Origin of the sequence: Yoonia sp. (assembly GCF_017854565.1) — a bacterium.
Classification (GTDB): Bacteria; Pseudomonadota; Alphaproteobacteria; order Rhodobacterales; family Rhodobacteraceae; genus Yoonia.
Map to the genome: position 1 here is coordinate 1 of NZ_JAFMHJ010000057.1, position 12,810 is coordinate 12,810.

The following is a 12,810-nucleotide window of genomic DNA, read 5'->3' on the forward strand; positions in this document are numbered from 1 at the left end:
CGTAAAAAGGCGAAAACTGTGTCAAAGCCACAGATTAATGATGTTTTTCATACAATTAGGTCTGTTAAACAAAATAGCGCCCCACCTTTCGATGGGGCGCAAAAAAACAATAATTATTGGAATTAAGCCACCGACCAGCGTTCAATCATCCGGTTGTTGTCCATCTGCGCTGTGTTGCCGATCGTATCCGGCGTGCTGATCCGATTGCTGACAGCCTGCACAAAGTTGGCAAACATCGGGATGATCACGCCTCCCTCATCACGTAGGATCATCTGCATTTCACGGTACTGCTCGCGACGCTTGTCACTGTCCAGTTCGGCACGGGCTGAATACAAAAGCTCTTGGAACCGGGGATGGTCCCACTGGCTGTCGTTCCACGGCACACCCGCCTCGTAAGCAGATGAGAACATCCAGTCCTCGGTTGCACGCCCGGTCCAATAGCTGGCACAGAACGGCTTTTTCAACCAAACATTGGACCAGTAGCCATCGGCAGGTTCCTGCACCACATTGATATTGATGCCTGCTGGTGCGGCGGCCGCCTGGTACAACTGGGCCGCATCCACAGCACCTTCAAACGCTGCGTTGGATGCTGACAGGTCGATATTGAGGCTATCCATACCTGCCTGTTGCAGGTGAAATTTCGCCTTGTCAGGATCATACGCCAACTGCTCCAAGTCACCGGCATAATACTGGTTTGCGGGCCCAATCGGCGTATCGTTGGCCACACGGCCGTGACCCAGCAGGATCTTATCAACCATTTCCTGACGATTGATCCCGTATTTCAATGCTTTGCGCACATTCACGTCATTGAACGGCGCGGACTTTGTGAGCATTGGAAAGGAATAATGCTGGTTACCTGTAACTTCCTGAACGCGCAGCCGTGGGTTTGCCTTCAACAGCGCCTCAGCCTTGAAATCAATACGGTTGATTGCATCGACCTGTCCCGTCATCAGCGCATTCATCCGGGCGGTATTATCATTGATGGCGATCAGCTCTATTTCATCGAAGAAACCAGCGCTGTCGCCTTTATAGTGGTCCGACACACGACGACCGACGAAACGCACGCCGGGATCAAACGCCACTACGGAATAAAGACCCGTACCTATCCCGTTCGCGATCGCCTCTTCAATTTGGCCGGCAGGATACATCAACAAATGATAATCCGACATCAGATAAGGGAAATCCGCGTTCCCGCTTTCAAGCGTGAACTGCACCTGATGCTCGGTCATCTTCTTCATCTCGGTGATGGCGGCCACCAACGGCTGAGCCGCAGATTTAGAGCCTTCAGCGACATGCATCTGCAGGGATTCAATCACATCATCGGCCCCGAACGCCTTGCCATTGTGGAACGTGACACCTTGGCGCAGGTTGAACGTCCACGTCTTGGCGTCGGCCGTCGCTTCCCAGCTTTCGGCCAATTCGCCCTTGAGCGACCCGTCGGCGGCCACTTCGGTCAGCGCATCAAACACACCGCCAAGCGCCGCCGAGATCATGAACACGTCCGAATGTGTCCTGCCATCCCAGCTGTCAGATGTGTTCGCGCCTGACAGACCGGCAGTGAACTTGCCGCCCCTTGTCTGTGCCCGTAGCGGCATGCCGGAAAGGCCAAGGACGCCAGCGGCAACCCCTGTCTTCAATAGACCGCGTCTGCTAATTCCACTCATGATCGTTCTCCCATATCATTCTATTCTTGCCCATGGCGGCCGGTAATTCTGGCCCTATTGGCACATGATTCGTTTTACATCTTATCAACAGCAGCACCGCCGATGTCATCAACTCCGCGTTCCGCCAGCAGATTGGTTAGCCAATCGGGGTCCATTTCAGGGACCGACGACAGCAAAAGTTCAGTGTAGGGGTCATGCGGCGGCTTGAACATTACGTCTTTTGGTCCCCGCTCTACCACACGCCCATCTTTCATGACGACAACTTCGTCGGCTATCGCGCGGACAGTCGCAAGGTCATGGGTAATGAACATGTATGACAGGTGCAAATCATCCTGCAATTTTGCCAATAGCCGCAAGATACCCTCTGCGACCAGTTGATCCAGCGCTGATGTCACCTCATCACAAATGATAAACTTCGGCTCTGCGGCCAAGGCGCGGGCGATGCCGATGCGCTGCTTTTGGCCACCAGACAGTTCTGATGGAAGCCGATTGTAATACTCCGTCGGCTCCATCTCGATCTGTTCCAGCAGTTGATCAACACGTTTGCGTTTCACAGCCCCGGTCAAGCCCAGATAGAATTGCACCGGCCGCGCAATAATCCGACCCACGGACATCCGCGGATTTAATGCCGTGTCGGCCATCTGGTAAATCATCTGCACCTGTCGGAGCTGATCTTTCGACCGCTTGCGATAATCAGGCGGCAAAACCTGACCATCCAACAGAATCTGCCCTGCCGCCGGCGGCAATAGCCCCGCAATGCAGCGCGCCGCCGTCGATTTGCCCGATCCGCTTTCACCGACCACGGCAACGGTACGGCCTTCATGCAAGTCAAAGCTGACGTCATGCAAAACCGGGGTCGTGCCGTAACGGGCATCTACCGACTGCACACTGATCACCGGCACCGCACCCACGATGACAGCAGGCTTCCTGGGGCGTTGAAAGCTCCGGACGGCCCAAAGGGATTTGGTGTATTCCTGCGTCGGCGCCGCCAGCATTGTGCGCGTATCAGCGGTTTCTACCTCATCACCCTTTAGCAAGACCTTAATTCTATCGGCCATCTGCGCGACGACGGCAAGATCATGCGTGATATAGATAGCCGCCGTATTAAACTGTTCTACGATGTCCCGGATCGACGCCAGCACTTCAATCTGGGTGGTCACATCCAATGCGGTCGTTGGCTCATCAAAGATGATAAGATCCGGGCGGCACGACATCGCCATCGCGGTCATCGCCCGCTGCAACTGGCCCCCCGACACCTGATGCGGATAGCGAAACCCGATCTGTTCTGGGTCTGGCAAACGCAGCTTGCGATACAGCTCGATCGCGTCCGACTCGCTCTCGGTGCGCGACATCACGCCGTGTTGCACGGGACCTTCGACATGCTGATCCATCAGGCGATGTGCCGGGTTAAAGCTGGCGGCGGCAGATTGCGCAACATATGCGATCCGCTTGCCCAGCAAATTCCGTTTGGTCGCAGCAGAGGCCGCCAGCAGATCAATTCCATCAAACTCTACCGTCCCGGCGTTGATCCGCACGCCGTCACGGGTATACCCCATGGCAGCCAAACCAAGCGTGGATTTCCCCGCACCGGATTCGCCAATCAACCCCAGCACCTCACCGCGCATCAGCGTCAGATCAATGCCATTGATGATCGGGCTCCACACCTCGTCACTGCGGCCTTCCAGCTTAACACCACGCATTTTCAACAGCGGTTCGGTCATTCCTTCAACCCCGAAGATTTTTGCAGCATCCAGTCTACGACAAAGTTGACCGCAATCGTCAGCATGGCAATCGCACCCGCTGCCAACAGCGGGGCCGTCGCAGCCAGAGGCGCAAACTGGGCATAATTCACAAAGCCGCCCAAATCACGCACCATTGTGCCCCAATCCGCCAGCGGCGGCTGAATGCCCACGCCAAGAAACGACAACGCCGCAATCGTCAGGAATACAAAGCAAAACCGCAAACCAAACTCTGCCAACAAAGGAGCCGTCGCGTTAGGCAGGATTTCCCTGAAGACCAGATACCCCATCCCCTCACCGCGCAGCTTTGCCGCCTCAATATAGTCCATCACGACAATGTTCTGCCCGACGGCCCGCGCCAGCCGAAACACACGGGTACTGTCGATCACTGCGATGATCAGCACCATAAATACGGTCAACGGTATGCCCGTGCGCGGGGCCCAGACGCTGGCAATGGTCATCAACAGCAGCGCAAAAATCAGTGACGGGATCGCCATCAGCACATCCACAGCGCGCGACAGCAGCTGATCCAGCCAGCCACCTAATGTTGCCGCCAGAAACCCAAATGTACCGCCAAGGAAAAACGCCAGCAGCGTTGTCGCAAAAGCAATGCCCACGGTATTCTGCGCACCGTAAATCAACCGACTTAAGATATCGCGGCCAATCTGATCTGTCCCAAATGGGAAGTCGGGGTTTCCGCCCAGCGCCGGATCCCCGCCCGGCACAATATTGGCTGCCACGCCGGGAATGATCTGTTCTTGCCCGTATGGGGCCAGCACACCGGCAAAAATCGCCAAAACGGCGTATATCAGGATCGTGAGTACGCCAAATGATGCGGTCAGCGGCATGGACCGAAACATCTTGCGGCTCCAACCGGTACCAACTGCGCGGCCCAGCAAGCGAAACAGCCACGCAGCAATGGCGCAGATAATGAACCCTTCAATCGCAATGCGCAGAAAAAAGAACTTGTTGGCAATCAGCGGGTCCACGCTGCGCCCCTGCATATACGCCCAAGCCAGCCACGCCAGTACCGCCGCGCCAATCACATAACCATAGGCTACACCAAAGGTCATATCGCGAAAATACGGTGCCTTGCCCGTCGCTGCCTGCCCGGCAAACCGAAACGCCCACGCAATAGCGGCCAAGCCAACAAGGAATATCGCAAACCACATCATTTCGGGTGCCTCATCCGCGGGTTGGACAGGATCGACATGATGTCGGCGGTCAGGTTCAGCAGAATATAGGCCGCAGCAAAGATCAGACAGCAGGCCTGCACGACGGGAATATCACGGATTTTGACACTATCGACAAACAGCTGACCAATGCCCGGATAGACAAACACCACCTCGACGACGACAACGCCCGTGATCAGATACGCAAGGTTCAACGCAATGACATTGATGATCGGCGCCAGCGCATTGGGCAGCGCGTGCCGCACGATCACGCGGATCGGCGACAGACCCTTCAGGCGCGCCATCTCGATATAGGGGGACGCCAGCAGATTGATAATCGCCGCCCGTGTCATCCGCATCATATGCGCCGTAACGACCAGCGTCAGCGTCAGCGCAGGCAGCAGCGTTTTCTCTAGTCGGTCACCAAACGCCATCCCGTCATAAATATTCGACAGCGATGGCAGGATAGGGTTCAGCACCGCAAGAAACAGGATCAAAATGTAGGCCAGAAAGAATTCCGGGCTGGAAATTGACGATAGGGTCAGAATGTTCGTCGCCCGGTCGAACACGGAATTGCGATAAAGCGCGGCCATAATACCTAGGATAATCGCAAAAGGCACCGCGATCACCGCAGTCACCGTGGCCAGAAACATGGTATTGGCAAACCGCGGTGCGATTTGATCTGCAACCGTCTTGGTGCCCGAATTTGTGCCGGTGAAGCTTGCAAAATTGGCTTGTGCAAAACTGGACCCCAAATCGCCGCGCGCCACACCGCCAAGCCAGTCAAAGTACCGCACGACAAGCGGCTGGTCCAAGCCCAGATCGCGCCGTATCGACGCAACGGCCTCGGGCGTTGCACCTTGACCCAATATCGATTCAGCGAAATCACCGGGCAACAGATTTACCGCGACAAAGATTACCACCGAAACGATCAGCAGCGTCAGCATGCCCAGCGCAAGGCGCTGCAGGATAATCTTCAAGACATTGCCCAAAACGACGGTATCCCCGTTGGTTAACAACGACTGTAACCGCTGGACCTTGCCTGTAAAGCCTAAAGACCCAACAGGCCGGGCTGCGCGCCCATTGCGTCCATTGTCCGGACCAGCTCAACGCTAATTCCCGGCTCTGACAGGGCATGACCGGCGCGGCCAATCAGCGTCAGGCGCGATTTCGGCCACATCTGTGACAACGTATGTGCAGACACGGGCGGGCAAATCATATCATAGCGGCCCTGCACGATCACACCGGGAATATCTGCGATCTTGGCCATCTGTGCCGGGTGCAAAATCTGCTGATCAGCCGTCAGGAAACCCGCATTCTGGAAATAATGGTTCTCTAGCCGCGCAAATGCACGGGCATAGTCAGCAGGGCTTTCGCCCGTCGCGCCATCGCTGTCCATCGACGCAAGGGCATTTTCCCAAGATGTCCAAGCGCGGGCATAGCGTGTCTCAAGCGGGATATCGCCCGAAAACAGACGGCGGTGGTAGGCCGCGATAAAATCACCCTGCTCGTCTTTTGGAATAAGGCCTGCAAAATTAGCCCATAAGTCCGGCCAGAATTTCCCCGCCCCGCCGCCATAGAACCAATCCAACTCTGGCTGGGTCATCAAGAACACTCCGCGCAGTGCAAGCGCCGCAGCGCGATCAGCGTGGGCCTGCGCATAGATCAGGGCGAGTGTCGCGCCCCAACTGCCACCAAAGACAATCCAACGATCAATCTCCAGTGTTGCGCGAATTTGTTCAATATCAGCGACCAAATGCCAGGTTGTATTGGCATCTACGCCCGCATGGGGGCGCGACCGCCCACAACCGCGCTGATCGAACAAAATAACCCTGAACACCGTCGGATCAAAGTATCGGCGCATCGCCGGGCTACACCCGCCACCGGGGCCACCATGCAACACCACAACCGGGATGCCATCGGGCCGTCCGCACTGCTCCACATAGATCCGGTGACCGTCGCCCACATCCAGCATCCGTTGATCAAACGGATCGCTAGGCGAGTAAAGATGCGCACCTGGGCGCTTTTGTCCTACGACTTTGTCCATTTCCAACCTATATCGCGTCTTGAAACGCCTGACCATGACCGCCGCACAATCGGAGCCAAGAAATGTCTGCTACAGCCACCAATACCGTTGATCCTTCAGAAATCGCCAAGTTCGAGGCAATTGCCGCAGAATGGTGGGACCTCAACGGCAAGTTCAAGCCCCTGCATATGATGAACCCTGTGCGGCTTGACTATATCACCCGGCAGATCGGCGCAGAATTCGGGCTGGACCTGAACAGTGCCGAACCCTTCAAGGGGCTGCGGATCCTAGATATCGGCTGCGGTGGCGGGCTGCTGTGTGAACCGATGGCACGGCTTGGTGCCACGATCGTCGGGGCAGACGCCGCCGAACGAAACATACCCGTCGCGCAAGTTCACGCCGAACAATCCGGGCTGCAAATCGACTATCGGCACACCACAGCCGAAGCGATGGCAGAGGCGGGCGAACAATTTGACGTAGTCCTGAATATGGAGGTGGTCGAACATGTCGCCGACCCCCAAGGCTATCTGACCGCATGCCAGCAGCTGCTTAAACCGGGCGGTTTGCACATCTGTTCGACCATAAACCGGAACCCGAAATCATTCGCGATGGCGATTGTCGGGGCCGAATGGGTCATGCGCTGGCTTCCCAAGGGCACGCATGAATGGGCCAAGTTCATAACCCCGGATGAGCTGTTCAAACTGCTTGAAACGGCCGGCATGACGCCGGTTGACCGCAAGGGTTTCGTCTTTAACTTTGCCCGGTTCACATGGTCTATCTCGGACAGGGACCTGTCGGTGAACTATGTCACGACAGCGATCAAGCCCCCCACTTCAATCAAATCGGCTTAGCAACAGGCGCATTTCACGCAAGACCGGTAAGGCGATACGTACTTTGTCTTCGCCAACATTGCCGACCACTTCGGCAATCACAGGCGCAATGGCCGCAAGGGCCGCCGCAAGGGCCGCCTGTCCAGAGGGGCTGATCGCGACCATTTTCCGGCGGGCATCATCCCAATCGGGACGAATATGCACCCATCCCGCCCACTCCAGTTTGTGCAGCGTATTGGTCATGGCCCCACGGGTCAGGTGAAATGTCTTGGCCAACTGCGCTGGCGATCGTTCGACCCCGGCATGTGCAAGATGGTTCAACACCGAAAAATGCGAAAGCTCCATGCCTTTGGGCAATACGCGCGCCATGCTTGCCCGGGCCAACTGGTCCACAGCAAGGATTTCACTGAAAAGTGATACGGCAAGGTTGGAAGCACTGTCAGACATCAAGGACCTTCAAATCGGCGGTCGTGGGTCAAGGCCGCAATACGTTGGCGACTTTGTGCCACTACACTTGGGTCAAGATCAACCATCACCATGTCGCAGCCATCTTCGGCATCGGCTAACACCTCGCCCCATGGCGAAATAGCCATCGAATGGCCATAAGTTTGGCGGCTTGTGCCTGCCGATGGGTGATACCCTGACTGCGCTGCGGCCAATACATAGGATCCTGTCTCAATCGCCCGGGCACGCAAGAGCGCTTCCCAATGCGCTGCACCGGTCACCGGTGAAAATGCCGAAGGTACGAGCATGATGTCTGCTCCGGCTTGCGCCAAAGCCCTGTAAAGATACGCAAAACGAACATCATAACAAATGCTTAAACCCAATGTGCCAAACGGCGTATGGGTAACGACCGCCCGGTCGCCTGGGCGATATCCCGCTGACTCGCGGTAGCTTTCTGTGTCGGACACCGTGACGTCAAACATATGAATTTTGTCATATCGCGCCACGATCTGACCTGTCGGATCAATCACAAATGACCTATTCGCAAAGCGTCCATCCGGATCGTTCGTTTTCAGCGCAAGCGATCCGACTGACAGCCATATGGCGTGCTGCTTGGCGGCGGCGCGCATTCCGGCCAACGTGATATCATCCGCCTCGGTCTGCAATACGGCTTCTTGATGTGCGCGATTTTGGGAAACGCAGTTCGCCACTTCAGGCATGAGGACAAATCCCGCCCCTTTGTCCACCGCCCGCGCGATCAGGTCGCAGGTCACTGGCAGGTTGGCCTGCGGTTCATCCGAAGATGTCAGTTGCAGCAGTGCAGCCTTCATGCGGCCAGCATGGCGTCCAACTTGCCGCCCCGCTCAAGCGCAAAAAGATCATCGCAACCGCCAACATGGGTGCCATCAATAAAAATCTGCGGAACGGTGCTGCTGCCGTTGGCGCGCTTTATCATCTCGCCGCGCCGATCAGGTTGAGCGGCGATATTGACCTCAGAATAACTGATGCCCTTTGACGTTAGCAGACGTTTGGCGGCATGACAAAAGCCACAGGTTGGTTTTGTGTAAATCTCGACCGTACTCATCATTCTTATCCTCTGATCCGACCTGCAATCATCTAGGCATCTTTGACGACCCTTGCCAGAGTAACAATCGAAACATGTGCCGCCCCGGCTGCGCGGGCCGCCTCGGCGCAGGCTCCCAAAGTCGCACCAGAGGTCATCACATCATCAACCAACAGGACTGATTTGCCATGGACAGCGGTGAGCCTCTTGGGGTTGGGCACGATGGCCTCCGCGAGCGCGGCAAACCGTGCTGCGCGGCCATGCCCCTCCAGTGATTGGGTCTTGCGCGGGCGCAGCAGCGCGTCAGGATAGACAGGGCGATTCAACACGAGGCCTAGACCATGCGCCAGCAGCGCCGCTTGATTGTAGCGGCGCCTTACCAGCCTGCGCCAATGCAGCGGAACCGGCACCAGAACGGTATCATCGCGCAATAATGGTCGGGCAATCCGTGCCATCCACATCCCAGCAGGTCGCGCCAAATCTGTGCGATCCCCGTGTTTCAACGCCAAAACCAACCGCCGCCCGATGCCACTATAGATTAGCGCGGCTCGGCCACGGTCCCAAGGGCGTGCAATCGTCATACAATCGTCGCACTGCACCGTGTCGCCGCTGTCATCTCCCGGCAATGGCGCGCCACAGGTATCACAGACCAACCCACCGATGAACTGTGTATCGCGCCAGCAAGCGCCGCACAAACCGAACTCTGCCTCTGTTGGCGCATCACACGCGACACACTGCGCCGGATAAATCGCTCTGATGACGCTTTGCAACCGCATTGATGCACCCTAAATGGAGGTTATGGAAAATATGCCCAGACTTGTTGATCGCCCCGCCTTGCTGCGCAACCGCACAAGGGCCGAACCCGATGCACTGTTCCTCCACGACGTAGTTGCCGACCAGCTGCAGGAAAGACTTGAAGAGGTTAACAGAACCTTTACTTCGATGGCCATTGTCACGGGTTTTCCAAAATTCTGGCAGGCGCGGTTCCCGCATGCCGTGATCGTCGCTGACGATGATGTGCTCACGCTTGACCATCAGGCCCATGATTTGGTGCTGCACGTGATGTGCCTGCACTGGGCCAACGATCCGGTTGGGCAGCTTGTCCAAAGCCGTCATGCGCTTAAACCCGATGGTCTTTTGCTTGCGTCGTTTCTTGGCGGACAAACGCTGCACGAATTGCGTGCGTCGTTGGCCGAAGCAGAGGCGGTCGTGGCTGGTGGCCTGTCGCCGCGCATCGCCCCAATGGGTGAAATTCGTGACCTTGGCGCGCTCCTGCAACGTGCGGGCTTTGCCTTGCCTGTTGCAGACGGCATACCGCTAACCGCCAGCTACGCGAACGCGTTTCACCTCATGCACGACCTGCGCAAAATGGGTGAAAACAACGCTTTGGAACACCGGCCCCGGCACACGACCCGCCGCAACATCATGACCGAAGCGGCCACGATTTATGCCGAAAACTTCACCAATGAAACCGGCCGTGTTGATGCAACCTTTGAGATCATCACGCTGACTGGTTGGGCCCCCGCAGACAGCCAGCCACAACCGCTACGCCCGGGCAGTGCCAAAACAAGGCTTGCCGATGCGCTGGAGACGCAAGAAACGCCATTAAACCAATCCAAAGATTGACCCTGTACGTATTTCATTTAACTGCAACACAAATCACTATATCCAAAGGGTTATGAAAATGTTCGATGCAGATAGCCAGGCCGACACTGACCGGCCCGCCACATGCCCCATGCATGCCCCTGCCGATCATCCCAAGATCAAGCCAGCGCGGGTTGGCATTTTGCTTGCCAATCTCGGGACACCGGACGGAACAGACTACTGGGCGATGCGGCGATATCTGAATGAATTTCTGTCGGACAAGCGGGTCGTCGACTACTCTGCATGGCTCTGGCAGCCGCTTTTGCAGCTGGTTATTTTGACCAAGAGACCGTTTTCGTCCGGTGCCGCCTATCGGTCGATCTGGAACAACGAAGCCGACGAAAGCCCGCTGCTGACGATCACCAAGGCTCAAACCGCCGCAATCAAGACAACGATGGCAGAACGCTACGGCGATGATGTTATGGTGGATTATTGCATGCGCTACGGCAATCCGTCGACCAAGTCCAAAGTGCGCGAAATGGTCGATGCAGGCTGCACCAAGATACTGTTCTTCCCGCTTTACCCCCACTACGCTGGGGCGACGTCGGCCACAGCAAACGATCAGTTCTTTCGCTGTCTGATGGAGGAAAAATGGCAACCAGTCGCCCGCGTGGTAGAGCCATATTTTGAAGAGCCAACCTATATAGAAGCGCTCGCTCAGTCTATTGAAACGGCATATGAAAACGCCGAAACAAAGCCAGAGAAACTGATCTGCTCCTATCACGGCGTGCCAGAACGTTACCTGCGCGAAGGCGACCCATATCATTGCCAGTGCCAGAAAACGACGCGGCTGCTCAAGGAACGGCTTGGCTGGGATAACACGCAAATCGTGACGACATTTCAGTCGCGGTTCGGGCCCGAAGAGTGGCTCAAACCCTACACCGTCAAAGAAGTGGCCCGATTGGCCGAAGAAGAGGGCGTCAAAAACATCGCCGTGTGCGCGCCCGCGTTCTCGGCTGACTGCATTGAAACGCTTGAAGAGATTAATGAAGAGATCAAGGAAAGCTTTGAGGAGGCTGGCGGCGAACACTTCACCTATATCCCGTGCCTCAATGATGATGCGGCCCATATTGCAGCGCTATCCGGGATAATAGAAAAGAACTTGAGGGGCTGGCTGGAGTAACAACGTCCGGCGGTGTTTTGCAGGTGACGTTGCGTCATAGCATTGAAAAGACAGCGAAATAGGCGTGCGTGCTGGCAGAGCATGCCGATTTTCACCTCATAATAGCCTCAAAATAAACATATTCAGCAATCATATATTATCGGTATTGTTTTGTTTTGTTTTGTTTTGAGAGCGCGGCGGGTTTTGTTGCGCATAGTGAGGCCAGATGACTGCTTTGCAGTTAAATGAGGGTGACATGATACCCCCAGACGTGACAGAGGCGCTGCCCGAGGGGGCGTTGCTTCTTGGTGACGAATTTACCATTGTACGCCAACTTGGCACTGGTGGTTTCGGAATCACATATTTGGCCAAAGACAATTACTTGGATCGCAGCGTTGTGATCAAAGAGTGTTTTCCCGAAGTGTTTTGCCGCCGCGAAGGCAGAAGCGTTATGGTTCGTTCCGGCGACAATCACGACAAGTACCGATCAATAGTTGAAATGTTCATGCGCGAGGCACGCAGCATCGCAAAGATGCGCCATCCCAACATCGTCGGCGTTCATCGGGTCTTTGAAGACAATAAAACAGCCTACATGGTGCTGGATTTGATCGACGGACAGGACATGCTCGACATCATCAATGATGAGAGCAAGGCACTAACGCCGCTGCAAATCCATGATGTCTTGATCAAGGTGCTGGACGCGGTTAAGATGGTCCATGAACGCGACTTGCTGCATCGTGACATTTCCCCGGACAACATTTTGCTGGATAAATGGGGAAGCCCTGTTCTGATTGACTTTGGTGCCGCGCGCGAAGAGGCGAGCCGCGAAACGCGCGCTTTGTCCGCCGTTTTGATCGTCAAAGACGGGTATTCGCCACAAGAATTCTACTTTGCCGGAGGAAAACAGACGCCAAGCAGCGACCTATATGCGCTTGGTGCCAGCTTCTATCACCTCATCAGCGGCGCAGCTCCGTCCAACAGCCAGACACGTATGGCCGAGGTCGCCGGTGGGAACGCAGATCCGTGCGAGCCGCTTGCCGGGCGATTTGAAGGGTATGCACCCGAATTTCTAAAAGCAATTGACAAGGCAATGAGCGTCTTGCCCAAGCACCGTTTGCAGTCAGTC

Annotated in this window: 13 protein-coding genes; 4 read left to right on the forward strand and 9 right to left on the reverse strand. The window is 56.0% G+C overall.

The genetic code is table 11. The annotated features are described in order from the left end of the window. Positions 1–122: 122 nt before the first annotated feature. From QZ196_RS15615 to pip, 5 genes are all read right to left on the reverse strand, one after another. Positions 123–1,664, reverse strand: coding sequence for an ABC transporter substrate-binding protein (locus tag QZ196_RS15615; protein WP_296428092.1), 1,542 nt, complete (start codon positions 1,662–1,664; stop codon positions 123–125). Between the two features lie 74 nt (positions 1,665–1,738). Then, the gene (locus tag QZ196_RS15620; RefSeq protein ID WP_296428096.1) at positions 1,739–3,385 is read right to left on the reverse strand and encodes an ABC transporter ATP-binding protein; all 1,647 of its coding nucleotides are present in this window, start codon (positions 3,383–3,385) and stop codon (positions 1,739–1,741) included. Further along, positions 3,382–4,578, reverse strand: coding sequence for an ABC transporter permease (locus QZ196_RS15625; RefSeq protein ID WP_296428098.1), 1,197 nt, complete (start codon positions 4,576–4,578; stop codon positions 3,382–3,384). The genes QZ196_RS15620 and QZ196_RS15625 overlap by 4 nt, the downstream gene beginning before the upstream one ends. Then, positions 4,575–5,567: an ABC transporter permease gene (locus QZ196_RS15630; protein WP_296428119.1), complete on the reverse strand. Its 993-nt coding sequence runs from the start codon at positions 5,565–5,567 to the stop codon at positions 4,575–4,577. Before QZ196_RS15630 ends, QZ196_RS15625 begins: the two co-directional genes overlap by 4 nt. Before the next feature lie 59 nt (positions 5,568–5,626). After that, positions 5,627–6,622: a prolyl aminopeptidase gene (pip, locus tag QZ196_RS15635; protein WP_296428100.1), complete on the reverse strand. Its 996-nt coding sequence runs from the start codon at positions 6,620–6,622 to the stop codon at positions 5,627–5,629. Between the two features lie 62 nt (positions 6,623–6,684). Here pip and ubiG point away from each other — a divergent pair, with 62 nt between their 5' ends. After that, positions 6,685–7,452, forward strand: coding sequence for a bifunctional 2-polyprenyl-6-hydroxyphenol methylase/3-demethylubiquinol 3-O-methyltransferase UbiG (gene ubiG, locus QZ196_RS15640; protein ID WP_296428102.1), 768 nt, complete (start codon positions 6,685–6,687; stop codon positions 7,450–7,452). On the opposite strand, the gene QZ196_RS15645 is transcribed toward ubiG, so the two are convergent. From QZ196_RS15645 to QZ196_RS15660, 4 genes are read right to left on the reverse strand one after another with little or no spacing between them, the layout of a single operon-like run. Continuing rightward, positions 7,435–7,878, reverse strand: coding sequence for a MarR family transcriptional regulator (locus QZ196_RS15645; protein ID WP_296428104.1), 444 nt, complete (start codon positions 7,876–7,878; stop codon positions 7,435–7,437). The two genes, ubiG and QZ196_RS15645, sit on opposite strands and share 18 nt — an antisense overlap. Further along, positions 7,878–8,705 (reverse strand): carbon-nitrogen hydrolase family protein, encoded by an 828-nt coding sequence (locus QZ196_RS15650; protein WP_296428106.1) that lies wholly within the window; start codon positions 8,703–8,705, stop codon positions 7,878–7,880. The genes QZ196_RS15645 and QZ196_RS15650 overlap by 1 nt, the downstream gene beginning before the upstream one ends. Then, the gene (gene grxC / locus QZ196_RS15655) at positions 8,702–8,959 is read right to left on the reverse strand and encodes a glutaredoxin 3 (protein ID WP_296428107.1); all 258 of its coding nucleotides are present in this window, start codon (positions 8,957–8,959) and stop codon (positions 8,702–8,704) included. Before grxC ends, QZ196_RS15650 begins: the two co-directional genes overlap by 4 nt. Before the next feature lie 32 nt (positions 8,960–8,991). Beyond that, positions 8,992–9,714 (reverse strand): double zinc ribbon domain-containing protein, encoded by a 723-nt coding sequence (locus tag QZ196_RS15660; protein ID WP_296428109.1) that lies wholly within the window; start codon positions 9,712–9,714, stop codon positions 8,992–8,994. Positions 9,715–9,736: 22 nt separating this feature from the next. Between QZ196_RS15660 and QZ196_RS15665 the strand changes: the two genes are divergently transcribed. The 3 genes from QZ196_RS15665 to QZ196_RS15675 all read left to right on the forward strand — a co-directional run. Beyond that, the gene (locus QZ196_RS15665) at positions 9,737–10,564 is read left to right on the forward strand and encodes an SAM-dependent methyltransferase (protein WP_296428112.1); all 828 of its coding nucleotides are present in this window, start codon (positions 9,737–9,739) and stop codon (positions 10,562–10,564) included. A gap of 52 nt (positions 10,565–10,616) precedes the next feature. Further along, positions 10,617–11,705 carry a ferrochelatase gene (hemH, locus tag QZ196_RS15670; RefSeq protein WP_296428115.1) on the forward strand — a complete coding sequence of 363 codons (1,089 nt, stop codon included), beginning with the start codon at positions 10,617–10,619 and terminating at the stop codon, positions 11,703–11,705. 235 nt (positions 11,706–11,940) lie between these two features. Then, positions 11,941–12,810, forward strand: an 870-nt coding sequence (locus QZ196_RS15675) for a serine/threonine-protein kinase (RefSeq protein WP_296428117.1), incomplete at its 3' end; no start/stop codon positions are given.

Excerpts from the sequence above, each read along its gene's own strand:
- QZ196_RS15660 (WP_296428109.1), bottom strand. The coding sequence starts at position 9,714 with ATGCGGTTGCAAAGCGTCATCAGAGCGATTTATCCGGCGCAGTGTGTC.
- hemH (WP_296428115.1), top strand. The coding sequence starts at position 10,617 with ATGAAAATGTTCGATGCAGATAGCCAGGCCGACACTGACCGGCCCGCC.
- QZ196_RS15645 (WP_296428104.1), bottom strand. The coding sequence starts at position 7,878 with ATGTCTGACAGTGCTTCCAACCTTGCCGTATCACTTTTCAGTGAAATC.
- ubiG (WP_296428102.1), top strand. The coding sequence starts at position 6,685 with ATGTCTGCTACAGCCACCAATACCGTTGATCCTTCAGAAATCGCCAAG.
- pip (WP_296428100.1), bottom strand. The coding sequence starts at position 6,622 with ATGGACAAAGTCGTAGGACAAAAGCGCCCAGGTGCGCATCTTTACTCG.
- grxC (WP_296428107.1), bottom strand. The coding sequence starts at position 8,959 with ATGAGTACGGTCGAGATTTACACAAAACCAACCTGTGGCTTTTGTCAT.
- QZ196_RS15665 (WP_296428112.1), top strand. The coding sequence starts at position 9,737 with ATGGAAAATATGCCCAGACTTGTTGATCGCCCCGCCTTGCTGCGCAAC.
- QZ196_RS15625 (WP_296428098.1), bottom strand. The coding sequence starts at position 4,578 with ATGATGTGGTTTGCGATATTCCTTGTTGGCTTGGCCGCTATTGCGTGG.
- QZ196_RS15650 (WP_296428106.1), bottom strand. The coding sequence starts at position 8,705 with ATGAAGGCTGCACTGCTGCAACTGACATCTTCGGATGAACCGCAGGCC.
- QZ196_RS15620 (WP_296428096.1), bottom strand. The coding sequence starts at position 3,385 with ATGACCGAACCGCTGTTGAAAATGCGTGGTGTTAAGCTGGAAGGCCGC.
- QZ196_RS15615 (WP_296428092.1), bottom strand. The coding sequence starts at position 1,664 with ATGAGTGGAATTAGCAGACGCGGTCTATTGAAGACAGGGGTTGCCGCT.